The 25,825-nt window shown below is 42.3% G+C and carries 19 protein-coding genes; 12 read left to right on the forward strand and 7 right to left on the reverse strand.

Features of this window, described 5'->3' with window-relative positions; genetic code table 11:
- The first annotated feature begins 19 nt into the window (after positions 1 to 19).
- The 3 genes from NQ505_RS21345 to NQ505_RS21355 all read left to right on the forward strand — a co-directional run bounded on the left by NQ505_RS21345 (position 20) and on the right by NQ505_RS21355 (position 4,009).
- Entirely contained in the window at positions 20 to 1,363 is a 1,344-nt protein-coding gene (locus tag NQ505_RS21345) for a glutamate synthase subunit beta (RefSeq protein ID WP_008998597.1), read from the forward strand.
- Between the two features lie 39 nt (positions 1,364 to 1,402).
- Positions 1,403 to 3,070 (forward strand): asparagine synthase B, encoded by a 1,668-nt coding sequence (gene asnB / locus NQ505_RS21350; protein WP_008998598.1) that lies wholly within the window; start codon positions 1,403 to 1,405, stop codon positions 3,068 to 3,070.
- Positions 3,071 to 3,241: 171 nt separating this feature from the next.
- The gene (locus tag NQ505_RS21355; protein ID WP_004300081.1) at positions 3,242 to 4,009 is read left to right on the forward strand and encodes a glycerophosphodiester phosphodiesterase family protein; all 768 of its coding nucleotides are present in this window, start codon (positions 3,242 to 3,244) and stop codon (positions 4,007 to 4,009) included.
- A 246-nt stretch (positions 4,010 to 4,255) separates the two neighbouring features.
- On the opposite strand, the gene NQ505_RS21360 is transcribed toward NQ505_RS21355, so the two are convergent.
- Positions 4,256 to 4,552 carry a thioredoxin family protein gene (locus tag NQ505_RS21360; RefSeq protein WP_004300083.1) on the reverse strand — a complete coding sequence of 99 codons (297 nt, stop codon included), beginning with the start codon at positions 4,550 to 4,552 and terminating at the stop codon, positions 4,256 to 4,258.
- A 414-nt stretch (positions 4,553 to 4,966) separates the two neighbouring features.
- Between NQ505_RS21360 and dapF the strand changes: the two genes are divergently transcribed.
- The 6 genes from dapF to NQ505_RS21390 all read left to right on the forward strand — a co-directional run bounded on the left by dapF (position 4,967) and on the right by NQ505_RS21390 (position 12,041).
- Positions 4,967 to 5,776 (forward strand): diaminopimelate epimerase, encoded by an 810-nt coding sequence (gene dapF, locus NQ505_RS21365; RefSeq protein WP_008998600.1) that lies wholly within the window; start codon positions 4,967 to 4,969, stop codon positions 5,774 to 5,776.
- Positions 5,777 to 5,836: 60 nt separating this feature from the next.
- Entirely contained in the window at positions 5,837 to 7,069 is a 1,233-nt protein-coding gene (locus NQ505_RS21370) for an LL-diaminopimelate aminotransferase (protein ID WP_004303699.1), read from the forward strand.
- 72 nt (positions 7,070 to 7,141) lie between these two features.
- Positions 7,142 to 7,867, forward strand: coding sequence for a hypothetical protein (locus tag NQ505_RS21375; RefSeq protein WP_008998601.1), 726 nt, complete (start codon positions 7,142 to 7,144; stop codon positions 7,865 to 7,867).
- A gap of 144 nt (positions 7,868 to 8,011) precedes the next feature.
- Positions 8,012 to 8,368, forward strand: coding sequence for a P-II family nitrogen regulator (locus NQ505_RS21380; RefSeq protein ID WP_004300089.1), 357 nt, complete (start codon positions 8,012 to 8,014; stop codon positions 8,366 to 8,368).
- A gap of 48 nt (positions 8,369 to 8,416) precedes the next feature.
- Positions 8,417 to 9,805, forward strand: a complete 1,389-nt coding sequence (locus NQ505_RS21385; RefSeq protein WP_008998602.1) for an ammonium transporter — start codon at positions 8,417 to 8,419, stop codon at positions 9,803 to 9,805.
- Between the two features lie 46 nt (positions 9,806 to 9,851).
- Positions 9,852 to 12,041: a glutamine synthetase III gene (locus NQ505_RS21390; protein ID WP_007761654.1), complete on the forward strand. Its 2,190-nt coding sequence runs from the start codon at positions 9,852 to 9,854 to the stop codon at positions 12,039 to 12,041.
- Positions 12,042 to 12,120: 79 nt separating this feature from the next.
- On the opposite strand, the gene NQ505_RS21395 is transcribed toward NQ505_RS21390, so the two are convergent.
- On the reverse strand, positions 12,121 to 12,699 hold the full coding sequence (locus NQ505_RS21395) for an HdeD family acid-resistance protein (protein ID WP_004303713.1): 579 nt from the start codon (positions 12,697 to 12,699) through the stop codon (positions 12,121 to 12,123).
- A 173-nt stretch (positions 12,700 to 12,872) separates the two neighbouring features.
- Here NQ505_RS21395 and NQ505_RS21400 point away from each other — a divergent pair, with 173 nt between their 5' ends.
- The 3 genes from NQ505_RS21400 to NQ505_RS21410 all read left to right on the forward strand — a co-directional run bounded on the left by NQ505_RS21400 (position 12,873) and on the right by NQ505_RS21410 (position 16,667).
- The gene (locus NQ505_RS21400) at positions 12,873 to 14,942 is read left to right on the forward strand and encodes an RNA degradosome polyphosphate kinase (protein ID WP_032853437.1); all 2,070 of its coding nucleotides are present in this window, start codon (positions 12,873 to 12,875) and stop codon (positions 14,940 to 14,942) included.
- Complete coding sequence (locus tag NQ505_RS21405; RefSeq protein WP_004300094.1) at positions 14,939 to 15,862, forward strand: exopolyphosphatase; 924 nt, start codon at positions 14,939 to 14,941, stop codon at positions 15,860 to 15,862. Before NQ505_RS21400 ends, NQ505_RS21405 begins: the two co-directional genes overlap by 4 nt.
- Positions 15,863 to 16,019: 157 nt before the next feature.
- A complete protein-coding gene (locus NQ505_RS21410) occupies positions 16,020 to 16,667 on the forward strand; it encodes a GNAT family N-acetyltransferase (protein ID WP_008998605.1) in 648 nt (215 codons plus the stop codon).
- A 2-nt stretch (positions 16,668 to 16,669) separates the two neighbouring features.
- On the opposite strand, the gene bglX is transcribed toward NQ505_RS21410, so the two are convergent.
- The 5 genes from bglX to NQ505_RS21435 are packed head-to-tail and all read right to left on the reverse strand — an operon-like array spanning position 16,670 to position 25,825.
- On the reverse strand, positions 16,670 to 18,961 hold the full coding sequence (gene bglX, locus NQ505_RS21415) for a beta-glucosidase BglX (protein ID WP_410492472.1): 2,292 nt from the start codon (positions 18,959 to 18,961) through the stop codon (positions 16,670 to 16,672).
- 26 nt (positions 18,962 to 18,987) lie between these two features.
- The gene (locus NQ505_RS21420; RefSeq protein ID WP_008999718.1) at positions 18,988 to 20,514 is read right to left on the reverse strand and encodes a cellulase family glycosylhydrolase; all 1,527 of its coding nucleotides are present in this window, start codon (positions 20,512 to 20,514) and stop codon (positions 18,988 to 18,990) included.
- The gene (locus NQ505_RS21425) at positions 20,511 to 22,358 is read right to left on the reverse strand and encodes a sialate O-acetylesterase (RefSeq protein WP_008999717.1); all 1,848 of its coding nucleotides are present in this window, start codon (positions 22,356 to 22,358) and stop codon (positions 20,511 to 20,513) included. The genes NQ505_RS21420 and NQ505_RS21425 overlap by 4 nt, the downstream gene beginning before the upstream one ends.
- Before the next feature lie 8 nt (positions 22,359 to 22,366).
- Positions 22,367 to 24,190, reverse strand: a complete 1,824-nt coding sequence (locus tag NQ505_RS21430; RefSeq protein WP_008999716.1) for a cellulase family glycosylhydrolase — start codon at positions 24,188 to 24,190, stop codon at positions 22,367 to 22,369.
- Between the two features lie 12 nt (positions 24,191 to 24,202).
- Positions 24,203 to 25,825, reverse strand: a complete 1,623-nt coding sequence (locus tag NQ505_RS21435) for a SusD/RagB family nutrient-binding outer membrane lipoprotein (RefSeq protein ID WP_008999715.1) — start codon at positions 25,823 to 25,825, stop codon at positions 24,203 to 24,205.

Here is a 25,825-nt window from a genome sequence, read left to right on the forward strand (position 1 = left end):
TCAAATAGTAAATAACAAGATGGGAGATCCTAAAGCATTTCTAAATATACCTCGACAAGAGGCGGGATACCGCCCTGTAAACGAGCGAATCGCTGACTATAGTCAGGTAGAACAGACTTTGAATACAAACAGCCGTAAATTGCAGGCGTCACGCTGTATGGATTGTGGTGTACCTTTCTGTCATTGGGCATGCCCGATAGGAAATAAACAACCGGAATGGCAGGATGCATTATACAGGGGAAAATGGAAGGAGGCATACGAAGTATTGTCGTCTACTTGCGATTTTCCTGAATTTACAGGACGTATTTGTCCTGCTCTTTGCGAGAAATCGTGTGTGTTGAAACTTTCGTGCGATCAGCCGGTAACCATTCGTGAGAATGAGGCGGCAATCGTGGAAGCGGCTTTTCGTGAAGGATATATACAGGTAAAGACTCCGGAAAGAAACGGAAAGAAAGTAGCGGTGATTGGTGCAGGTCCTGCCGGACTGGTAGTTGCCAATCAGTTAAATCTAAAAGGATATAGCGTTACTCTATTCGATAAGGATGAAGCTCCCGGAGGATTACTGCGATTTGGCATCCCTAATTTCAAACTGGACAAGAATGTAATCGACCGACGGATGAAGATATTGGCCGCAGAAGGAATCCGGTTTGAGATGGGAGTAGAAATAGATGTCAATCATTTACCGGAAGGATTCGATGCTTACTGCATCTGTACCGGAACACCGGCAGCACGTGACTTGAGTATTCCGGGACGTGAACTGAAAGGGATTCATTTCGCACTCGAAATGCTGGCACAACAGAACAGGATTCTGGCAGGACAGACTTTCCCGAAAGACAAGTTGGTAAATGCCAAAGGCAAAAAGGTTCTCGTGATAGGTGGCGGTGATACCGGTTCCGACTGTATCGGAACCAGCGTGCGACAAGGAGCCGTCAGTGTCACTCAAATAGAGATCATGCCGAAACCTCCTGTCGGATACAATCCGGCTACCCCATGGCCTCAATGGCCGGTAGTCTTCAAAACGACTTCCAGCCATGAAGAAGGTTGTACACGCCGTTGGTGTCTGGCTTCCAATCAGTTTCTCGGAAAGAATGGAAAAGTGACAGGCGTAGAAGTGGAAGAAGTGGAATGGATTCCGGCAACAGATGGCGGACGTTCCACGATGAAACCGACAGGAAAGAAGGAAGTCATCGAAGCGGACATGGTATTACTGGCGATGGGATTCCTGAAACCGGAACAGCCGAAGTTTGCCGAAAATGTATTCCTTGCCGGAGATGCGGATACAGGAGCCAGCCTCGTCGTACGTGCCATGGCAGGAGGACGAAAAGCGGCTGCAGAAATAGACACTTACTTGACGAAAGTGTAAACAATCAACATATTACATCACCCCCAAAAACTTAAAGTTATGTGTGGAATAGCAGGTATACTCAACATAAAGGTTCAAACGAAAGAACTAAGAGATAAAGCACTGAAGATGGCCCAGAAAATCCGTCATCGCGGACCGGACTGGAGTGGAATCTATGTAGGTGGAAGTGCCATCCTGGCACACGAACGCCTGTCAATCGTCGACCCGCAGAGCGGCGGACAACCGTTATACTCTCCTGACCGTAAACAGGTGCTTGCTGTAAACGGTGAGATCTACAACCACCGGGACATTCGTGCTCAATACACCGGAAAATATAACTTTCAGACAGGAAGTGACTGTGAGGTCATTCTTGCTCTTTACAAAGAGAAAGGCATCCACTTTCTGGAAGATATTAGCGGTATCTTTGCTTTTGTTCTTTATGATGAAGAAAAGGATGAATTTCTGATTGCCCGTGATCCGATAGGGGTTATTCCTTTATATATAGGGAAAGATAAAGAAGGAAGAATCTACTTCGGCAGCGAACTGAAAGCACTTGAAGGATTTTGCGACGAATATGAAGTATTCCTTCCCGGACATTATTTCCATAGCAAAGAAGGAAAAATGAAACGTTGGTATTCACGCGACTGGACAGCTTATGAAGCCGTCAAAGACAATGACGCACAAACCGGTGATGTAAAAACAGCATTAGAAGATGCCGTACATCGTCAGTTAATGAGTGACGTACCTTATGGAGTGCTTCTTTCGGGTGGGCTAGACAGTTCTGTTATCTCCGCTATTGCCAAAAAATATGCGGCAAAGCGTATAGAAACAGATGGAGCGAGTGATGCGTGGTGGCCTCAACTCCACTCCTTCGCTATCGGATTAAAAGGTGCTCCCGATTTGATTAAAGCACGTGAAGTGGCTGAATATATCGGTACTGTCCATCACGAAATAAACTATACTGTTCAGGAAGGTCTGGATGCCCTGCGTGATGTCATTTATTTCATCGAGACATACGATGTAACCACGGTACGCGCTTCCACTCCCATGTACCTACTGGCACGTGTCATCAAATCGATGGGGATTAAAATGGTGTTGAGCGGTGAAGGTGCCGATGAAGTTTTCGGAGGGTATCTATACTTCCACAAAGCCCCCACTCCACAGGCATTCCACGAAGAAACGGTACGTAAACTTTCAAAGTTACACATGTACGATTGTCTCCGTGCCAACAAAAGTCTATCAGCATGGGGCGTAGAGGGACGTGTTCCTTTCCTTGATAAAGAATTCCTCGACGTAGCCATGAACCTGAATCCGAAAGCTAAAATGTGCCCCGGAAAGGTAATTGAGAAACGGATTGTTCGCGAAGCCTTTGCCGATATGTTACCGGAAAGTGTGGCGTGGAGACAAAAAGAACAGTTCAGTGACGGTGTGGGATATTCATGGATCGATACTTTGAGAGAAATCACAGCGACTGCCGTAAGCGATGAGCAAATGGAACATGCTGCCGAACGCTTCCCCATCCATACTCCGCAAAACAAGGAAGAATACTATTATCGTAGTATCTTTGAAGAGCATTTCCCCAGTGAAAGTGCAGCACGCAGCGTACCGAGTGTTCCCAGTGTGGCCTGTTCCACAGCAGAAGCACTGACGTGGGATATTGCTTTCAGGAATCTGAATGAGCCTAGCGGACGTGCGGTGAGAGGAATACACGAAGAGGCCTATACTTAACTGATAAAAATAACGGAAAGAGCAGATTCTGTTATTCTTTTGTAGCATTTCTATTTTAAAATCCCAAGGATTAACGCAGATTAGCATATTATTGTCTGATTTGCGTTTTCTTTTTTATAATTTTGAGGCCAAACCCAATTAAATCTATCAAACTTTTAAAAGACCAAACAAATGAATTTAAAAAAAATGATGATGGCATCTGCCCTTCTAATGGTTGCTTGCTGTATGCAGGCACAGACAAAAGTGATAGCCCACCGTGGATTCTGGAAAACTCCGGGATCATCACAAAACAGTATTTCATCACTTCTAAAAGCAGATTCCATCGGTTGTTACGGTTCAGAATTTGACGTATGGATCGCTAAGGATAACAAGTTGGTGGTCAACCATGATCCTGTATACAAGATGAGACCGATGGAGTATTCCAAAGGTGACGCACTGACCGGACTTAAATTATCCAACGGAGAAAACTTACCCAGCCTGGAACAATATCTGGAAGCCGGGAAAAACTGTAATACCCGACTGATTCTCGAACTGAAAGCACATAGCAATAAGAAACGTGAAACCAAAGCCGTACAGGGAATCCTTGCCATGGTGAAGAAAATGGGACTGGAAAACCGCATGGAATATATCACGTTCTCCCTGCATGCCATGAAAGAGTTTATCCGCCTGGCTCCTGCCGGTACTCCGGTATTTTACCTTAACGGAGAACTGTCTCCCAAAGAATTAAAAGAACTCGGTGCTGCCGGTCTTGATTATCACATGGGAGTGATTAAGAAACACCCCGAATGGATCAAAGAAGCTCATGAACTCGGCTTGAAAGTAAATGTGTGGACTGTGGACGAAGTGGAAGATATGAAATCGCTGATCGAACAGAAAGTAGATTTCATTACCACCAACGAACCAGTCATCTTACAAGAAGAACTGAAAAAACATCAATAAGATAAAATCATTACAAAGTAAACTATTTAATATCCGTCTTTAAAGAAACAGCTCGTTCCTTTAAAAGAAACAGGATGTTTCTCGGTGTCGAACGGGTGGTTCCTTTTAAAGGAACCACCCGTTTCTTTTAAAGGAAAAATGAGCTTTCATAACAAACTAAATACCAGCATATTAAGAACACTCATTTTTTTCATCTGAAAAAGAAAAGGTCATTTTCATATATGCCAATAAAAGATTACAAACGATTTACTGGAAATCATCTAATACCTCTTTCAACTCTCCTACCGTAAGCTCTCCTACCTGTCTCCATAATTCATGTCCCTTATGCAATAAAAGAAAGGCGGGCACTGTTTCTACATTATGCGCATCGGCTATTGTTCTATTTTCTTCAGCATTCACTCTTATCAATTCTACAGTTCTCTTTTCGTAAGTCCGAAGCACAGGACCTATCCACTCATAATGAGGTGACCAGTCGGCATAAAATACTACCAACACCAAATGGTTGGTTTTAACTGCTGTTTCTAATTGTTTCTCTATATTCATATCTCTACGTTTTTATATTAATGATAGTGCTAAAACAATGAATACAGAAAAAGGTTCTTCAGAATATCCGGCGAGCAATATGATAGATAAATAGGGATTTTCACTTTCATATCGTCAAAAGGAAAAGGATATATTTCTTGTTTTTATAGCTGATTTCACCGATTATCAAGGCTAAATATTCTTCATATATTATGGAAGAATATGCAAAACAATTCATCCAAATAACAGTTTATTAATATATAAATAGGTATAATTTCAAATTATAACTAAATACAGCCGTATATAAAGTGATTATAAGTTTGGAGAAAATAAATAGATATTAGATATACTTTTTAGCAAAATATAAAGCAAAAAGTCATACCTTTGCATTGTAATAAAACAAAAGGCTACAACAACCAATAAATATCAATCAAAATGACAACAAAGATTAAGTTCACAAAAATGCATGGAGCTGGAAATGACTACATATATGTAGACACAACCCAATATCCGATAGCCGACCCTGCAAAGAAGGCAATCGAATGGAGCAAGTTTCATACAGGAATCGGAAGTGATGGACTTATATTGATTGGTGTCTCTGATAAAGCGGATTTCAGCATGCGTATTTTCAATGCGGACGGTTCGGAAGCTATGATGTGTGGCAACGGAAGCCGTTGTGTAGGCAAATATGTATATGAATACGGCTTGACTGACAAAACAGAAATTACGCTGGATACACGATCAGGAATAAAAATTCTGAAACTGCATGTAGAGGGAAAAACAGTCAGTGCAGTCACCGTAGATATGGGTAGCCCATTGGAAACAGAAGAGATTCAGTGGGGAGGAAAGTATCCTTTCCGGTCAACCAAAGTATCAATGGGTAATCCGCATCTCGTCACATTTGTTGAGGATATCACCCGGATTAATTTACCGAAAATCGGTCCTGAACTGGAGAATCATCCTCTTTTTCCCGATAGAACTAATGTGGAGTTTGCACAGATTGTCAGCAAAGACACCATACGGATGAGAGTGTGGGAAAGAGGATCGGGAATCACTCAAGCTTGCGGAACAGGTGCTTGTGCCACAGCAGTAGCCGCCTTCATCAACGGACTTACAGGAAGAAAAAGCGATGTAATCATGGATGGAGGGACAGTCACCATTGAATGGGATGAAATCTCCGGGCATATATTAATGACCGGACCGGCAACCAAAGTTTTCGATGGGGAGATTGAGGATAAGTATTAAAAAAGTATTAAGTATCAGGTATTGAGTATTAGATTTTGCAGAACTTAAAACAATAACAAGATGGCATTAGTAAACGAACATTTTTTGAAGTTACCGGGAAGCTATTTATTCTCGGACATAGCGAAAAAGGTAAATACCTTCAAGATAACACATCCTAAACAGGATATTATCCGGTTGGGTATCGGTGATGTCACCCAACCGCTTCCGAAAGCGTGTATCGAAGCCATGCACAAAGCGGTAGAAGAGCTGGCCAGCAAGGATACATTCCGCGGATATGGTCCTGAACAGGGATATGATTTTCTGATTGAAGCAATTATAAAAAATGACTTTATTCCACGTGGGATTCATTTCTCGGCATCCGAGATATTTGTCAGTGACGGTGCCAAAAGCGATACCGGAAATATAGGCGATATTCTTCGCCATGACAATAGCGTAGGTGTTACAGATCCCATCTATCCGGTTTATATAGACAGCAATGTCATGTGCGGACGCGCCGGAGTGTTGGAAGAAGAAACGGGTAAATGGAGTAATGTTACTTATATGCCTTGCACAAGTGAGAACAACTTTATTCCGGAAATTCCGGACAAACGGATAGACATTGTTTATCTCTGCTATCCGAACAACCCGACAGGAACGACCTTGACCAAACCGGAACTGAAGAAATGGGTGGACTATGCATTGGCAAACGATACATTGATTCTGTTCGATGCCGCTTATGAAGCATATATCCAGGACGAGAATGTCCCCCACTCTATCTATGAGATTAAGGGAGCTAAAAAGTGTGCGATCGAATTCCGTAGTTTTTCAAAAACGGCAGGATTTACCGGAGTACGCTGCGGATATACCGTAGTTCCGAAAGAGCTTACTGCCGCCACATTGGAAGGAGACCGCATCCCACTCAACAGATTGTGGAACCGCCGTCAGTGCACCAAGTTCAACGGTACTTCTTACATTACCCAACGGGCAGCAGAAGCCGTTTACAGTGCAGAAGGCAAAGCACAGATTAAAGAAACAATCGGCTATTATATGACCAACGCCAAAATTATGAAAGAGGGATTGGAAGCCACAGGACTGAAAGTGTATGGAGGAGTCAACGCTCCCTACTTGTGGGTGAAAACTCCGAACGGGCTTTCGTCATGGCGATTCTTCGAACAGATGTTGTATGAAGCCAATGTGGTCGGTACCCCCGGTGTAGGCTTCGGACCAAGCGGTGAAGGATATATCCGCCTGACTGCCTTTGGCGAACGCAACGACTGTATCGAAGCGATGAGAAGAATAAAAAACTGGCTATAAGATAGTATTTCGCGCGCTACTATATACATGGACCGTACATCCACATTTTTCTAACTTAAAGGTAAAAAGACGATGAAAACGACGATTAACAAAAAATGGGGAGTAATAATAGTAGCATTATTACTGACAGGGTTTGCTCCATCTGCAATGTTGGCGCAAGATAAAGTGGAAGCTTCCGTTGGAGCCGATCTGGTGAGTGGTTACATCTGGCGTGGCCAGGATTTAGGCGGAGTTAGTATTCAGCCTTCATTGGGAATCGCTTACAAGGGTTTCTCACTCGGAGCATGGGGATCGGTAGGGTTCGAATCGACAGATACGAAAGAGTTCGATTTAACTCTCGGTTATTCGACAGGTGGTTTTAGCGTTTCAGTGACGGATTATTGGTTTAATACCCAAGTAGCAACTAACAAGTATTTTAAATACGGAGCTCATTCAACGGCTCATGTATTTGAAGCACAAGTCGGATATGACTTCGGACCACTGGCAGTCAACTGGTATACAAATTTTGCAGGTGCCGACGGCGTGAAAGAAAATGGCAAAAGAGCTTATTCTTCTTACCTCGCACTTAGCGCACCATTCAAATTGGGAGGTCTCGACTGGGCAGTAGATTTAGGTATGGTTCCTTGGGAGACAACTTTCTACAATGGCTATACAAGTGGTTTCTGCATATCAGATGTAAGTCTCGGAGCTTCCAAGGATATCAAAATCACAGATTCCTTCTCCGTTCCGGCATTTGCCAAGGTATCTGTCAATCCACGGACAGAAGGAGCCTACTTCGCATTCGGATTAAGTTTTTAAGAGAGAGAATTTAGAATATCAAAGAGCGTATAGGGATCGGGTAGTTAGAGTTTAGATTTTATCGGTTTGTTGTATGGTAACCTACTATGGCTGCCACACCCTATACCTCTTTCTTTTACAGGTCAACACTAATATTTAAGGTATATGAAAAAGATTGAAGCTATTATCCGTAAAACCAAATTCGAGGACGTGAAAACAGCTCTCCTCGAAGCGGACATCGAATGGTTCTCTTACTACGACGTAAGAGGCATCGGAAAAGCCCGGGAAGCCCGTATCTATCGCGGTGTTATGTACGACACAAGTTCTATCGAACGTATCCTGATCTCTATTATAGTACGCGACAAGAATGCAGAAAAGACCGTACAAGCTATTCTAAAATCCGCACACACGGGAGAAATCGGAGACGGACGTATTTTCGTTATTCCTATTGAAGACGCCATCCGCATCCGTACCGGCGAGAGAGGAGATATCGCACTCTACAACGCAGAACAAGAAAGATAACTCTTTCTCCCCAACAGCTATCCGTATAACTAATAATGTAAAATCATCATGAGTAGACATATTATATATGCCATTTCCAAAATTGGAATCATGGCAGCCATCATTATGGCCTGTTTATTTGCTCCCAGTGCTTATGCACAAGACACTGTAAAGTTATCAGAAGAGATAACAATTGTAGAAGAAACTCCTGTTCTCAACAGCGGCAACACAGCTTGGCTTATCGTAGCTACCATTCTCGTTTTATTAATGAGTATTCCCGGTATCGCATTGTTCTATGGCGGATTGGTACGCCAGAAAAATATATTGAGTATCATCATGCAGACATTACTCATTGTCGGTGTAGTCAGTATATTATGGGTCGCTTTCGGCTATAGTTGGGCATTCGGTACCAGTTTTATGGAATCAGGCAATCCGTTGGGAGCCATTATAGGAGGATTCGACAAAGCATTCCTCCACGGAATCACCATCAATACGTTAACAACCGGGGATATTCCCGAACTGACATTCGTCATGTTCCAATGTATGTTCGCCATCATCACGCCTGCACTTATCCTGGGAGCATTTGCCGAAAGAATCAAATTCTCCGGATACATGGTATTTATTATCCTCTGGGTAATATTGGCTTACTTCCCGATGGCACATTGGGTATGGGGAGGCGGATTCCTTCAGCAAATGGGAGCCATCGATTTTGCCGGTGGTACGGTAGTGCATATCAATGCCGGAATTTCAGCCCTTGTTATGGCGATCATGCTGGGGAAAAGAGAGGATTACCGGATCGGTCACCCGATTACTCCGCATAACATCACCTTCGTATTCATGGGAACGTCTTTCCTGTGGTTGGGATGGTTTGGATTCAATGCAGGAAGTGGCTTGGCTGCCGACGGACTTGCAGCCAACGCTTTCATGGTAACGCATATTGCCACAGCTGTTGCAGCAGTCACTTGGATGCTTATTGACTGGTTCTGCAATAAAAAACCGACAACGGTAGGTGCATGTACAGGCGCAGTGGCCGGATTGGTTGCCATTACCCCGGCAGCGGGTACGGTAGATTTATTGGGTGCTTTCTTTATCGGTCTGATTACTCCGGTTATCTGCTTTTTCATGGTAGCGGTAGTGAAACCCAAATTCAAATACGACGACGCACTCGACGCGTTCGGGGTACACGGAATCGGTGGTATCGTAGGTTCTATCCTTACCGGAGTCTTTGCCACTCAATATATCACTGGTGAAGGCGGCGTAGAAGGAGCTCTTTATGGTGACTGGCATCAGTTGTGGGTGCAGATTGTCGCAACAGTAGTCTCTATCTTATTCAGTGCGGTCATCACTTTTGTTCTTTACAAAATGGTGGATTCACTCATCGGTATCCGCGTCGACAGACGGGTGGAAGAAGAGGGACTTGACATCTATGAACATGGAGAATCCGCATACAACAGTTAAAACAGAGAAACTCTAACATATTTAACAACAAATCAAATCAGGTATTATGTCAAAACTTAGATTCAGAGTAGTAGAGACAGCTTTCAAAAAGAAAGCTGTTGAGGTAGCAACCCCTGCCGAACGTCCTTCGGAATACTTCGGAAAGTATGTATTCAACAAGGAAAAAATGTTCAAATACCTTCCCAGTAAGGTATACAATGCACTGATTGATGCAATTGACAACGGTGCTCCGCTAGATCGCAGCATTGCCGACGAGGTAGCTGCCGGCATGAAGAAATGGGCTATCGAAATGGGTGTCACTCATTACACACACTGGTTTGCACCGCTGACCGAGGGTACGGCAGAAAAGCACGATGCTTTCGTCGAACATGACGGTAAAGGGGGCATGATGGAAGAATTTACAGGCAAACTGCTTGTGCAGCAGGAACCGGATGCTTCTTCTTTCCCGAATGGCGGAATCCGCAATACATTCGAAGCGCGTGGTTACAGTGCCTGGGATCCTTCATCACCTGCTTTTATTGTGGATGATACGCTTTGTATCCCAACCGTGTTTATCGCATATACCGGTGAGGCTCTCGACTATAAAGCACCTTTATTGAAGGCTTTACGCGCCGTAGATAAAGCAGCCGTAGACGTATGTCATTATTTCAATCCGGAAGTTAAGAAAGTGGTTGCTTATCTAGGCTGGGAACAGGAATATTTCCTGGTGGACGAAGGTTTATATGCCGCACGTCCGGACTTATTGCTGACCGGACGTACTTTGATGGGACATGACAGTGCCAAGAACCAACAGTTGGAAGACCACTACTTCGGTGCTATTCCCACCCGTGTGGCTGCCTTCATGAAAGACCTTGAAATTGAAGCTCTGAAACTGGGCATTCCTGTCAAGACCCGTCACAACGAAGTTGCTCCAAACCAGTTTGAGCTGGCTCCCATCTTTGAAGAATGTAACTTGGCCAACGACCATAACTTGCTGATTATGTCATTGATGCGTAAGGTGAGCCGTCGCCACGGTTTCCGCGTACTGCTTCATGAAAAGCCATTCAAAGGTGTCAATGGTTCGGGTAAACACAACAACTGGTCTTTGGGCACTGATACAGGTATCTTATTGATGGGACCGGGCAAGACTCCGGAAGACAATCTGCGTTTTGTTACATTCGTTGTCAATACATTGATGGCAGTTTATCATCATAACGGACTACTGAAAGCTTCTATCTCCAGTGCTACCAACGCCCACCGTCTGGGAGCGAATGAGGCACCTCCTGCAATTATCTCCTCTTTCCTTGGAAAACAGTTGTCGCAGGTATTGGATCATATCGAAAACAGTACGAAAGATGATTTAATCAGCCTTAGCGGTAAACAGGGAATGAAGTTGGATATTCCGCAGATTCCTGAATTACTGATCGATAATACAGACCGTAACCGTACTTCTCCATTTGCTTTCACTGGCAACCGCTTTGAGTTCCGTGCCGTAGGTTCCGAAGCAAACTGTGCTTCTGCCATGATTGCATTGAACTCGGCCGTAGCAAATCAATTGGTGAAGTTTAAAAAGGACGTGGATGCGTTGATTGAAAAGGGAGAACCCAAAGTTTCCGCCATTCTTGAAATCATCCGCGGATATATCAAAGAATGTAAAGCCATTCATTTCGACGGTAACGGTTACAGTGACGAATGGAAGAAAGAAGCTGCCCGTCGTGGACTGGATTGCGAAACCAGTGTTCCTGTTATCTTCGACAATTACCTGAAACCGGAAACAATTGCCATGTTCGAAGCTACCGGTGTAATGACCAAGAAAGAACTGGAAGCCCGTAACGAAGTGAAATGGGAAACTTATACGAAGAAGATTCAGATTGAGGCACGCGTATTGGGTGACTTGGCAATGAATCATATCATTCCGGTTGCCACTCAATACCAGACGGACTTAATTAATAATGTCTATAAGATGCAATCTCTTTTCCCGGCAGAAAAGGCAGCGAAATTGTCTGCTAAGAACCTGGAGCTTATTGAAGAGATTGCCGACCGTACTGCTTTCATCAAGGAGCATGTAGATGCAATGATTGAGGCTCGTAAGGTTGCAAACAAGATAGAAAGCGAACGGGAAAAAGCCATTGCCTACCACGACACGATTGTCCCGGCACTGGAAGAAATCCGTTATCACATCGACAAGTTGGAACTAATTGTTGACAATCAGATGTGGACGCTTCCAAAATACAGGGAACTGTTATTTGTGAGATAGAAAAAAAATTATCTATTTCTTTTGTTGGTTGTTTTAAGTTTGCGGGGAGGAGTGCTGTGAAGCAGTCCTCTTCTTTTTTTTATTCGATAATCTTTGCGTCTTCAATATCATCATCGTCATGCATAACCGGAGCCTTCGGGCGGCGACGGGCAAACTTGAACCAGTTTATCAATTCGGAAAGAGAATAAACCAAACTGCTGATACCAATAATTATAAATGCAGTATTACGCGCTCCTGTCGGATTGAACAAAGCGATGATACCCGCAATAAGAATCAGCGAAGGAATCAGATAAAAAGCTCCCGGAACGGGCATCCACCGACGAGCCATCGACAAAGAAGCAATCTGTTGCACTCCTCCCATAATCAGGATAAATCCCAATAAAAACATCAGAACGTCTGCAAAGAATTCAGGCATCACAATCAGCCAAAGTCCGAATAATAAGCTACCGATTCCTTCTATCGGAAAACGGGGAGCAGCTTCACCTTCCGGTCTTTTCCGGCCGAAATAGCCAAAAAGGCTGATAACACCGGGAATCAAGAAGGCAACACCTACCGTAATGACAATATAGCTGGCAGCCGCATTGGGCCAAATCACGAGTACCAATCCAATCACAAGTGCGAAGAGAATGCGAATAAGGGAATAATTCATTGTTTTCATAAATTCTATATTTTTTAACCGAGTCTGTTCCAATACTTTTGCGAATATAAGTGTTTCTACTGATATATAAAAATAACAAATAAACATTGTAATAAGTTCGTAATAATATCGTTATGACGATTACATCTCACATTGATATTTTTGCAGAAATTTTAAACAGTTCCTTTTTCACAATGAAACAAAGCGAAATAAAAAAGAAATACCCTTATGTAGAGCGTGACATCAGTTGGATGTACTTCAACCAACGTATTCTGCTGGAAGCTGCCCGCTCCGAAGTGCCACTATTGGAACGGCTCACTTTTCTTGGGATTTATTCAAATAACCTGGATGAGTTCTTTCGTGTCCGTGTAGCTACTCTGAACCGGATTATTGAATATGCTGATAAAAACATACAGGCAGAACAAGAAACTGCCGCCTGCACTCTGAAACAAATAGGGAAGCTGCACAATCGTTACTACAAGCAGTTTGAGGAAACATTCGCTTCCATTATGGAGGAATTGAAGAAAGAGAATATCTACGTTATCAAAGATACGGAAATGACAGACGAACAGAAAGCATTCGTCACTTCTTTCTATCGCAACAAACTGAATGGTTCTACCAACCCGCTTTTCCTCAATGGAACCCGCCCGCTGGACGATCAGACAGATGAGGATATTTACCTTGCCATCCGTCTGCTGCGCAAAGATGAAACGGGAAAGATAAAGGAGAAAGACTATGCAGTGATTGAACTGCCGACCGAAGACTTCGGCCGTTTTATTCAATTGCCTGATTCGGATGGAAAAACATATCTCATGTTTCTTGACGACGTGATCCGTTACTGTTTGCCGATGATTTTCGTCGGTATGAAGTATACAGATTATGAAGCGTACACTTTTAAATTCACGAAAGATGCTGAAATGGAGATCGACAGTGATTTACGGACAGGGGTACTCCAGAAGATTTCCAAAGGTGTGAAAAGCCGGAAGAAAGGGGAACCGATCCGTTTCGTCTATGACGAACAAATTCCTAAAGACTTGCTGAAAAAGTTGGCCGGTCGCCTGAACGTGGATAAGAATGACACGCGTGTAGCCGGAGGACGCTATCACAATTTCAAGGATTTAATGAAATTTCCGGTTTGCGGTCATCATGAACTGAAATATCCAGTTTGGGAACCTATTTTCAAGCCTGAACTGAATGGCATGGAAAGTCTGCTCACTTTGATTCGTCGGAAAGATCGTTCTTTACATTATCCTTATCATAGCTTCGATACTTTTATCCGTGTGTTGCGCGAAGCCGCTATCAGTAAAGAAGTAAAAAGCATCAAGATGACGCTTTATCGCTTGGCTAAAGAGTCCAAAGTGATAAAAGCTTTAATCTGTGCAGCCAGAAACGGGAAAAAAGTCACAGTAGTTATCGAACTGTTGGCACGTTTTGATGAAGCGTCTAATATCAACTGGAGCAAGAAAATGCAGGATGCGGGGATTCATGTTATTTTCGGAGTAGAGGGTTTGAAAATCCATTCTAAATTGCTGCATATCGGTACTCGGCACGGTGATATCGCCTGCATCAGTACAGGAAATTTCCATGAAGGAAATGCACGTATGTATACTGACTATACCATTATGACTGCTCACCGTCCCATTGTCCGGGAAGTCAATGCCGTATTCGATTTTATCGAAAAGCCTTATACTCCTGTTGATTTCAAAGAATTGCTCGTTTCTCCCAATGATATGCGTAAACGATTCATTGCGCTTATCAACAAAGAGATAAAAAATAAGGAACAGGGAAAAGAGGCTTATATCCTTGCTAAAGTAAATCATATTACTGACCGTGCACTTGTTGAAAAGCTATACGAAGCCTCAACAGCGGGTGTTCAAGTGGAACTGGTAGTACGCGGTAACTGTTCTTTAGTGACAGGCGTTCCGGGTATCAGCGAGAATATACACATCAATGGCATTATCGACCGTTATCTCGAACATTCGCGCATTTTCATCTTCGCCAATGGTGGAGAAGAAAAATACTACATTGGTTCTGCCGACTGGATGCCTCGCAACCTGGATAATCGTATTGAGGTGGCGGCACCGGTCTATGATAAAGAAATTCAGGCAGATTTAAAACGAATTGTCTGCTACGGATTCCGGGATACGGCAAAAGGAAGAATTGTAGATGGTACAGGTGAGAACCGGGAAAAAGAACGGGAAGAAAACAGTGTCCCATTCCGCTCACAAGAAGAATTATATAACGAATACAAGAATACATTATGATAAGTATGAAAAAAGTTAATTATGCAGCAATAGATATAGGCTCTAATGCGGTACGACTGCTGATAAAATGTGTAAACGAGGAGAATGCGCCCGAATTAATGAGTAAGGTGCAGCTCATCCGTATTCCGTTACGGTTGGGAGAAGACGCCTTTACTGTGGGGGTTATCTCTGCAGAAAAAGAGAAGAAACTGATTCGGCTGATGAAAGCCTACAAACAATTAATGAAGATATATGATGTGGTAGACTATCGTGCGTGTGCCACCTCTGCCATGCGTGATGCACGTAATGGTAAGGATATCGTTCAGCAGATCGTCAAAAAGACGGGTATCCGTGTAGAAATCATCGACGGGCAGGAAGAAGCGCATATTGTTTACGACAATCATATCGAACAGTTATTTGCTTCAGGGCAAAATTACCTGTATGCAGATGTGGGAGGTGGTAGTACGGAAATCAATCTTATCAGCAACGGTGAACTGAAAAATTCCCGTTCATATAATATAGGTACGGTACGTATGCTTAGCGGCATGGTAAAGGAAGAAGAAAAGGAAGCTTTGCGCACTGATCTGATAGGGCTTGCCACAGAATATGCCCCTATCAGTATCATCGGTTCGGGAGGAAATATTAATAAGTTATTTCGTTTAGCGGACAAGAAAGATAAAAAAGCGTCTCTCCTACCCATCGAATCACTGCAAGATATATATGAAACATTGAAAGCCCTCTCTACCGAACAACGTATTAAACAATATAAGTTGAAACCGGACCGGGCCGATGTTATTGTTCCTGCTGCAGAAATATTTCTCGAGATAGCTACTCATGTAAAAGCTACCGGAATTATTGTACCTACCATCGGACTGTCTGACGGTATTATAGATAGCTTATACACGCAGAACATGAACAGGTCTGATTCTCCGCAATCTTGATGAATGAATATATAAAAAAACTCCTGATACCAATATATCCAGACTTAGTATCGGGAGTTTTTGTCTCATCTTGCTATAATGTATAGATTCATCTTTAAAAGAGTTAGGTATTCGGATTTTGTTCTTTATATTTGTGCAACTATATATTTGAAACAATATGGATATAAAACTTAGAATTGAGCAATCTTCGGATTATCATGAAACCGAAAACATTACACGGGAAGCATTCTGGAATCATTATTCTCCGGGATGTAACGAACATTACCTCCTTCATATTATGCGTAACCATCCTAAGTTTGTGCCGGAGCTCGATATTGTTGCAGAACATAATAACAAGATTGTCGGTAATGTTGTCTGCCTCAAATCATTTATCATGGCAGATGACGGTAACCAATATGAGGTTTTGAGCCTGGGGCCCATTTCTGTCCTCCCCGAATACCAACAGCAAGGTATCGGAGGAAGAATGATTGCACTTACCAAAAAATTAGCTTCCGAAATGGGATTTCGTGCTATTTTACTTTGTGGTGACCCGGATTATTATCTCCGACAAGGATTCATTCCTGCCGAAACATTAGGGATTCGCACTGAAGATAATATGTATGCTACTGCTCTTCATGTTTATGAATTATATGATAATGCTTTAGCCAATGCAAAAGGCCGTTATATAGAAGATGAAATATATCAGATTGATAGATCTGCTGCTAATGAGTTCGACAAACAATTTCCTCCAAAAGAAATTGAGGTTGGCACTCCGTCACAAAAACGATTTGAGCAGCTGGTAGTAATGAGAAGAAAAGCGATTTAAGGTCATTCAACCTTAAACCGCTTGGTTTGTACATCACGGGAGTTCGATCCTACCATGACATCAAATTCTCCTGGTTCGTAGATATATTCCAAGCCGGAATTATAGAATTTCAGATCATTTTCCGTGATAACGAAGTTAATGTCACGACTTTCACCACTCTTCAGGAAAATACGTTCAAAGCCTTTCAACTCCTTCACCGGACGGGCAATCTCTGCATATATATCACGAAGATATAGCTGCACTGTCTCGTAACCGTCGTAGTTTCCTTTATTGGTAACAGTCACAGAAACCGTTAACTCACCGTTTTTAGGTAAAGTTTCCGAGCTAATCTGAAGATCACTATAAACAAAGTCTGTATAACTCAAACCATATCCGAACGGATACAGAGGCTCATTACTCTCATCCAGATAATTGCTGGCATAACGATTAAATATACGATTGTCAGGATCAGGACGACCGGTATTCAGATGATTGTAGAATAATGGCAACTGTCCCACCGAACGCGGGAAAGTCGTTGTCAGTTTACCGCTTGGAGCTACCTTGCCGAACAGTACGTCAGCAACCGCATCCCCCGTTTCACTACCTCCAAACCAGACATTCAAGATGGAATGTACATTTGTAGCCTCCCAGTTCAAAACCAAAGGACGACCCGTGAACAAAAGAAGTACGACAGGTTTGCCCGTCTTCACCAGAGCTTTTAATAAGTCCTGTTGAGCATCGGGTATCTCCAGATTGGTACGTGAAACCGATTCACCACTCATTTCCGCACACTCACCCAAAGCAGCTACAATCACATCAGCACGGGCAGCTATACGCAAAGCCTCATCCAATAACTGCCGGTTGTCTCCACATTCAAGCGGCCGAATACCTGTAGCAGCCTTTTCCGTTTCTGCATCATAATATATGTTACTGCCTTTCGCGTACAGTATTTCAGCCTTATCACCCGCTGCCGAACGGATTCCTTCCAGTAACGTTCCGTGCCGGGAAGGAGTACATGTCATACTCCACATTCCACACATATTATTACGTGCATCTGCCATCGGACCGATCAGGGCAATCTTTCCTTTTATGTCCAAAGGAAGCAGATGACGATCGTTCTTCAACAAAACAAAAGTTTCAGTTGCAATCGTACGGGCGGAAGAACGATGTTCGGCCGTATAAAGTTTTTCCCGGGTACGCAGAGTATCACAATATTTATACGGATCGGAGAATAACCCCAATTTATATTTAGCTTCCAGGACACGACGGCAGGCCGCATTTATCTGTTCTTCCGTCACTTTTCCTTCTTTCAGGGATTCTTCCAGTGTGTTCAGAAAACCACAGGAAACCATATCCATATCTGTCCCTGCCTGCAAAGCACGTATGGAAGCTTCTTTCAGAGGGGCGACACCGTGGGAGGACATTTCGGCTATCGAATTATAATCTGTCACCAATAGTCCCCCGAAACCCCATTCATCTCGAAGCAGATCGGTCAGTAACCATTTATTGGCCGTGGCAGGAATACCGTCAACGATATTAAAAGAACTCATGACACTACCTACACCGGCATCAACGGCAGCTTTATAAGGAGCCAGATATTCGTTATACATACGCAGGCGGCTCATATCCACCACATTATAATCACGTCCTGATTCAGACGCTCCATAAAGTGCAAAATGTTTCACACAGGCAAGTATTTCATCGTTGCCCTGCATATTGTTTCCCTGATAACCACGCACATACGCTTTAGCCATTAAAGAACCCAGGTAAGGATCTTCCCCACTCCCTTCTGCGATACGTCCCCAGCGGGCGTCACGACAAATATCGACCATCGGGCTGAATGTCCAGTTAATACCGTCTGCGCTGGCTTCAATGGCAGAGATGCGTGCCATACGTTCGACGGCCAGAGTGTCCCAACTGCAAGAAAGCGCCAATGGGATCGGGAAAATAGTTTCGTAACCGTGGATAACGTCTGCACCTACAAGTAGAGGTATTTTCAACCGGCTTTCTTCTACCGCAAGGTGTTGCAGGGCATTAATTTTCTGGATCCCCTTGACATTGAAGAAGCCGCCTATTTCCTGTTTGCGAATCATATCGCTAAGTTCACCGTTCATCACCGAACCTGTCACGAGATCACCGCCCGAAGGCAGGTTCAGTTGTCCGAGTTTCTCACGGAGAGTCATCCGCTCCATTAAGTCGGTAATGAAACAGTCCATTTCATTCTCGTAATGATTCTGTGATAACAGAGTCGGTATTAATAATATATTATATATAACTAAAAGACAACATCTTTTCATTCTTCTCATCATTGACATGAATACTTTAATTAATTACCTTACTTCTAATCAGTGACTTCTTTAAACAGTTCAAATTTATCCAAAATAGGTCCTCCATTCATTCCCGGAGTAATACACAAGACACTTTGTCCTTTGGGTAAATTGATATAGATTTCTGTTTCTTCAAATTTATCATACCAGCCACCTGTATTCGGACAACGGATGACCTGACGTGAATTCCCTATTTGCAAATTAAGACCCACATCTTCTTCGCTCGTATAGCGTATCTTAAATAAGTACTCACCAGCATTTTCAGTAACGACATTAAAGATCAAACTACAATTACCAAAGAAATCCTTCACCACCTCACCATTTGAAGCATAAGGGTTGGCTATAATAGAAAGAGAGCTTCCAATCATTTCGCATTTCTCTGCCTCAATCAAACTTTTTTGTTCCCAATCCCTAATATCCTTACCTTGCAGAATAGCGAGAAGAACACTATCTTTTATGGTTTTATCCGTGTTACAAAAACCAAAAATAGATTTGTAATCCCAGCATGCATAAGCAACTTTCTTTTTCTGAAATATGGAGATTAAATCTCTATACCAATTATAACGTGAAGCATGGTTTCCAAACGGTAGACAGCCGAATTCTCCACAATATAATCTTACTCCATTATCTTTAGCCACTTTTAATGCCTGTTCTATTTCATGGGCAATGGTCCTTTTACTATACATTCTTCTATAAGGAGCAACAATCTTTTTCTCTTCATCAGACAATTTCTCAAAATCCTTTTCATTAATTAAATCACCCGGATATGTCAATGCCATATCCAGTTTGGCAAAGTCTGTCCACGACGCACGATAATGGGTCAATAGATAAGGCTCATAACAATGGAATGTCAACATGATATTACGATCACCCTTAGGTATCTGCAAATCTTTTATCGTATTAACACTATTATAAGAATTAGATCCTAATATAAGCATACGCTTGGATGCTACTTCCCGTAACTCCTTTATCAGGCGCTTTGCCAGTTCATTCCAAACCCCATTTTCCGGAGCTACCGGCTCATTCAATAATTCATATGCCAGTAAACTCTCCGGATACTTTTCCAATTCCCTATTTATAAGTTTCCACAAATGAATAAACTTGTCCTGTTCAATGGGATCTGTCCATAGAGGTCTCTCATTGTTGCCAAAATGATGAGAACGAAGAATATGAAAATCAAAAATTATCCGCATTTGAAACTCACGGCACCAACTAATTGCCTGATGTATCAATTCCATCGTTTCTGTATCTATATCCCCTGAAGGAGTAAATAACTGTTCTTCATCAACCGGCAAACGTAAATGATCAAATCCCATCTTTTTAAGAAAAGCTACTTCGTCCCTGCCAAACTTACTTTTCCGCAACTCACCCCTATCTTTACTTTGAGAAAGCCAGTGGCTAATATTCACTCCCCTCGTAATTTCGAAATTTGACTGTAGACTCTCCATCCGGACATTTCCCCATATTGTATGGTTAGTCCACATCACCGCAACTATAATTAATAATACTGTAACTCTCATTCGAACAATCTGATTCATCATTTTCTTTCTATCTTTACAACATTTACTTTATCCAGGTTAGGTCCTCCATTGGCTTCTGGAGTTATCACGATAGTATTTTCCCCTTTTAATAGTGTCACTGTCATTCCTGCACATTGTAACTTATTCCACCAACTACCGGATGCAGAACAATTCAGATTCTGTTGTACTCCTCCATTTACTTGAATCCGGACGGCAGCATCCACCTCACTCATATAGTAGACACTCAATTCATATAAGCCTTCCTCTTCTACCACTAAATTCAAGTTCAAACGTGCATCTCCATAAAAATTAGTAAGAAGTCGCTCGCCTGAAGCATACGGATTATCGCTCAAAGCCACTGATGTGCCACTTGAAGTTCCACTTTCGACCTCAACCATATAAGTCCCTCCGATATTGCTCTCACCCCTAAAAGGAATCAAGGGTAACCCCGCCTTGTTTCGCATATATCCCAACATAAAATTACGGAAACAATAACGGATATACTTAGGAGCAGCAACCTTATCTGAAGAGACTGTGACTACATCACCATCCCCAAATGATATATCCGATGCCGGATAGAAAACATAACATCCATTGACCAGTGTTTTTCCATCTGACAGCTCGAAATTTTGAAGCACACTATTCTTATCAATGTCCATCCAGCCACCACCTACATTTTTAAAAGTTAGTAGAACTCTACCATCCTCCATACACATTCCCTCAAAAGAAGGACTGGCGGAGATTATTTCACCATGCTCATAAGTTTGGTTCAAAGCCAAATGTGCCAGACGCATACCTACTCCTTTTTTATTTGCCGGATGTATCTGATTCTCCTCTGATAATGCAACCAAATCATTTGTACAAACCATACCAGCCGGCATAATCTCTTTCTGAACTTCATATTGGACCTCACGCAAAAGAGCAGAAACAATTCCTGTGGCTCCATTATCTTCCGGCAAAGCATACGGTGCTATCTCGGCATAATAAAAAGGCATATTTTCACCCGTCCCCAAAGAGCCTTCCCACAATGAACGCCACGATTTTACCAACTCTTTCATATTCTTCTGATATTCATACCATTTCCAGACATTCGATTCTCCTTGATACCACAGAAATCCTTTAGCTGCATACTTATGGCATGGATAAAGCATACCATTATATTTATCTCCACCGGGTAGCCATGATTCTATATCAGAACCACCCCAGGCAGCAACCACCAGTCCAACAGGAACATTCAACTTCTCCTGTAGCTCCAATGCAAAATAATAAGCAACAGCACTAAATCTTTTTACTTGTCCGGAAGAAGCAACCAGCCAGTCTCCTTTCAATTCATTTTGGGACACAGTTGCACTGTTACTTTCAACCGTCAACATACGAATTTCCGAATGTTTATCAGCATTTGTCACAGCCTCCTCCATATTATCTACAGGACATCCCTCCCAGCCTCCTAAAGGCATCTCCATATTCGACTGTCCGGAACATATCCAAACTTCCCCGATCAATATATTCCGTACGATTAATGGGGCGGAAGCACCATCATCAAACGAAAGAGTCTGCGTTTCAGGACCACCGGCAGGCGTCATAATAGACGCCTGCCATTGCCCTTTACCATCAACATTCACTACTATATCCTGCTTTATCCAAGAAGCTGATATTGTAACTGCACATTTAGGTGTAGCTTCTCCCCACAAAATTACTTTTGAGTTTTGCTGCAATACCATGTTATCACTAATCAAATGAGGCAGCTTTATTGAAGTAGGAGCCTTACTCACAGGGATATCATCATTAACAGATGTCTCCGAATCTCCACACCCATAAGCGAAGCCAGCTATCCATAGAAAAAACAGAAATATATATTTTGCCATATACCTACTTACTTCTTTATTTTACAAACCTCAAATTTATCAAGGATAGGACTTCCCGTTGGTTCCGGAGTGAAAGATATTGTGTTTTTACCAGCCGAAAGATTTACGACAGTCTTTGCATCTGTAAATTCACTCCACCAACCTCCGGAGTTCGGACAAGGTATCATTTGCTTCACTCCGCCATTCACTTGGGAGTAAATCCACACGTCAGTACCACAAACATAACGAATCTTCAAATAATAAACTCCCGCCTCTTCAACAGTCACATCAAATTTTAAATTAGAATCTCCCCAAAAATGATTCACATGTTTTCCTCCTGAAGCCGCAGTGTTGTCTTCTATAATCATAGTGCCTCCGCCTTTTTCACAATCCTCTGCCTCAACAGTATAGATGGTAGTCAGTTCCGCTCCTTCTCTCCCTAACAATATGTCGACTAAAGTGGCATCCTTCAATCCTCCGTCAGGAGTACAGAAACCAAAGATCGCATTGTATTCCCATGCACCATACGAAATCTCGGTCTCATTAAAAATAGAAACTAAATCACGATACCACGCATAACGTGAAGTCAGATTAGAATAAGGCAGGCAACCAAATTCACCACAATACAATTTCACTCCCTTTGCCCGAGCAGCCGTAACAGCCACATTGATGTTATTCAAAATAGATTCACGGGTATATTCCTGTTTATAGGGACGCACAATCTCCTGTTGATCGGCAGGAAGATTATTGAAATCTTCATCTCTGACCAAAAGTCCCGGATAATTCAACGGTAAATTAAGATTGGCAAAGTCTGTCCAACTAGCATGATAGTGAGTCAACAAGTAAGGCTCATAATAATGGAAAGTCAACATTATATTTTTATCTTCACTTGGTATCTGCAAATCACTTATTGTAGACACGCTATTCCACAAGTTAGAACCAATTATCAACATTCTTGCCGGGGCAACTTCACGCAATTCTGTTATCAGGCGATTCACTAACGTATTCCAAATATCACTGCTGGGAGCTACAGGTTCATTCAGTAACTCATACGCTAACATATCATCAGGATATTGTTGAAGCTTGTCATGAATTGTTTTCCACATCCGTACAAACTTATCCTGCTCTTCCTTACTAGTCCATAGAGGTTTATTATCCGCTTCATAATTATGAGACCGCAGTATATGAAAATCAAAAATTAATCTCATATTATACAATTGGCACCAATCTGCAGTTTTATATATCAGATTCAAAGTTTCTTCATCGACTTCACCTGATTCTGTAAACAACTGCTCTTCATCCACCGGTAACCGCAAATGGTCAAATCCCTGTTGACTTAAAAATATAGCATCGGTTTCCTTAAACTTATTCTTCCTTTCTTCTCCTCTTGCACTACTTTGTGAGAGCCAATTACCAATATTCACTCCTTTGTGAATTTCAAAACCAGAAAACTCTCCGCCAGTACCCGTTGAATATACATTAAGATTCACTTCCCGAGTGGTTTCATAGCTGGTAGTACTTACAACCAACTTCAAATGATAAATTCCCGGAGTCTCATTACTGTATTTAAATTCATCTCCGGTTCCCTCTTGTACTCCATCCACATACCATACAGCTTCTGCATATTCAAAAGGAGTATAAATAGCCTTTATCGTAATTGTCTCCCCCTGCTTTACATTGAGCTTTCCCAATTCCCCATTTTCACCTTTCATCGGTAATGTAGGGCTTGTTGCAATGATGCGAGGATAATTATCTGCCGAAATAGATTCTTCTGCCGCATCATCATTGCACGCGGCTATTAGTACATAAATACTAATAAAGAAAATTGATTTTATAATATTCCATGTTTTCATAATCATAGTATTTTATTCTTTGTCCCACCAAATTCTACAATTCCAGTTATCTTCTCCTCCCATTCTTCCGACTGCTTCATAATATCCGGTCGGATTATAAGTTTGCTCAAATAACGGGTACTTCAATCTTCTGGGAATAGTACGGGAGTCTTTGACTGCTGCGCCATATTCTGTTGAAGGTTTCAATACAGGATATCCCGAACGTCTCCAGTTAGAATAAGCTTCTGACGGATTAATCAAATGTAAAATCCATAATTGCTCATTGATAAACTGTAATTGTCCATCTTTATCTGATGGTAGCGGATTCCGGGACAGATAACTGGCCATTTCCGTATTGGAGACTTCTTCTCCCAGATCAAAGTTTTTCAGTAATCCCATGGCCGCCTTTACTCCATTTGAATAATGAGTCTCTACTGTTTTACTGTCATTGATGGCCGGCCAGCGTAGTTTTGCTTCTGCCAGTAAAAGTTCAGTTTCTGCATAACTCATAAAGATGGCCGGAGAATCTCCCTTTATAAATCCCTTGTTCAGTTGTGGACGACATTCCTTTCCGTAATACGTATCTCCATCCATAAATCCAGCAGGCCAATTATCCCACCAGTAGAATCCCGGTTTTATTGCTTCTATTGATTCCAGTTGCTTCGGAGCCTTCTCTATAATAAAGTCCGTCAAATCTGTTCTTAAAAATGGATCTGTTGAATCTTCGGCATAACATCTTCCTAAAATCAACAGACGGGGATCATTGGTCGTTTTTAACTTATCCCACATCGTAGTACAGAAATAACACATAGGAGCATTCTCCCGGCTACGCCACAACTGCGCCAAGCCATTACGCCTGAACTCCGTTTCGTCCCAATCCAATAAATCCATATAATGAATTAATGCATCATCTCCAACTCCCAAAAGACCCGATTCAATATTACAAATAGCAGTCACCCATTCTTCTGCAAGCTCCGGAGCTACTTTAACCAATCTCATGGCAATACGAAAGTTTAAAGTATTGGCAAATTTTCTCCACTTCTTTAGATCACCACTATAAATTATATCACCGGTCAGTTTATCAGCTTTTTCATCCAGTTGCTCCTCCGCTTCCAGAAGTTCTTTATGCATGTCTTTATAAATCAGTTCCTGCTCATCAAACTTTGGGGTAACATTTCCTGTTATATACCCCTGCTCTGCCTCAAAATATGGAATATCACCATACATATCAGTCAGGATAAGAAAAAAGTAGCATTTCAGAATCCTGGCCACCGCATTTATATTTTTCTGTTCAACATCTGCCTCCGTTCTCCAAAGAATATCCGCCAGATTTTTCAGATGACAAGTATAAATACGCTCCCATGGTTGTTGAAACTGTGCATCATCAATCAGGTATTCGCCACCAAAATGCGTTGCCGACCAGTCACCTTGCAGTTGTTGAACAAAACCTGAATAATAATAGGCAAACGGTTGTTCCATCAGCCAATCACCACCCATACATAATTGTATGTAGGATAACTGTGAGTTCGGATCGATAGTCGTAGCCACTACTGGATTTTTATTAAAATCCTCATAGTCTATGCAACTACTAAATCCCATCAAAAGGACACTTAACAGCAAAGAGTGCATCCACTTTATATTCAATATTCTTTTCAT

The sequence above is a fragment of the Bacteroides sp. D2 genome, from assembly GCF_025147085.1.
GTDB lineage: Bacteria > Bacteroidota > Bacteroidia > Bacteroidales > Bacteroidaceae > Bacteroides.

Excerpts from the sequence above, each read along its gene's own strand:
- NQ505_RS21345 (WP_008998597.1), top strand. The coding sequence starts at position 20 with ATGGGAGATCCTAAAGCATTTCTAAATATACCTCGACAAGAGGCGGGA.
- asnB (WP_008998598.1), top strand. The coding sequence starts at position 1,403 with ATGTGTGGAATAGCAGGTATACTCAACATAAAGGTTCAAACGAAAGAA.
- NQ505_RS21355 (WP_004300081.1), top strand. The coding sequence starts at position 3,242 with ATGAATTTAAAAAAAATGATGATGGCATCTGCCCTTCTAATGGTTGCT.
- NQ505_RS21360 (WP_004300083.1), bottom strand. The coding sequence starts at position 4,552 with ATGAATATAGAGAAACAATTAGAAACAGCAGTTAAAACCAACCATTTG.
- dapF (WP_008998600.1), top strand. The coding sequence starts at position 4,967 with ATGACAACAAAGATTAAGTTCACAAAAATGCATGGAGCTGGAAATGAC.
- NQ505_RS21370 (WP_004303699.1), top strand. The coding sequence starts at position 5,837 with ATGGCATTAGTAAACGAACATTTTTTGAAGTTACCGGGAAGCTATTTA.
- NQ505_RS21375 (WP_008998601.1), top strand. The coding sequence starts at position 7,142 with ATGAAAACGACGATTAACAAAAAATGGGGAGTAATAATAGTAGCATTA.
- NQ505_RS21380 (WP_004300089.1), top strand. The coding sequence starts at position 8,012 with ATGAAAAAGATTGAAGCTATTATCCGTAAAACCAAATTCGAGGACGTG.
- NQ505_RS21385 (WP_008998602.1), top strand. The coding sequence starts at position 8,417 with ATGAGTAGACATATTATATATGCCATTTCCAAAATTGGAATCATGGCA.
- NQ505_RS21390 (WP_007761654.1), top strand. The coding sequence starts at position 9,852 with ATGTCAAAACTTAGATTCAGAGTAGTAGAGACAGCTTTCAAAAAGAAA.
- NQ505_RS21395 (WP_004303713.1), bottom strand. The coding sequence starts at position 12,699 with ATGAAAACAATGAATTATTCCCTTATTCGCATTCTCTTCGCACTTGTG.
- NQ505_RS21400 (WP_032853437.1), top strand. The coding sequence starts at position 12,873 with ATGAAACAAAGCGAAATAAAAAAGAAATACCCTTATGTAGAGCGTGAC.
- NQ505_RS21405 (WP_004300094.1), top strand. The coding sequence starts at position 14,939 with ATGATAAGTATGAAAAAAGTTAATTATGCAGCAATAGATATAGGCTCT.
- NQ505_RS21410 (WP_008998605.1), top strand. The coding sequence starts at position 16,020 with ATGGATATAAAACTTAGAATTGAGCAATCTTCGGATTATCATGAAACC.
- bglX (WP_410492472.1), bottom strand. The coding sequence starts at position 18,961 with ATGTCAATGATGAGAAGAATGAAAAGATGTTGTCTTTTAGTTATATAT.
- NQ505_RS21420 (WP_008999718.1), bottom strand. The coding sequence starts at position 20,514 with ATGATGAATCAGATTGTTCGAATGAGAGTTACAGTATTATTAATTATA.
- NQ505_RS21425 (WP_008999717.1), bottom strand. The coding sequence starts at position 22,358 with ATGGCAAAATATATATTTCTGTTTTTTCTATGGATAGCTGGCTTCGCT.
- NQ505_RS21430 (WP_008999716.1), bottom strand. The coding sequence starts at position 24,190 with ATGAAAACATGGAATATTATAAAATCAATTTTCTTTATTAGTATTTAT.
- NQ505_RS21435 (WP_008999715.1), bottom strand. The coding sequence starts at position 25,825 with ATGAAAAGAATATTGAATATAAAGTGGATGCACTCTTTGCTGTTAAGT.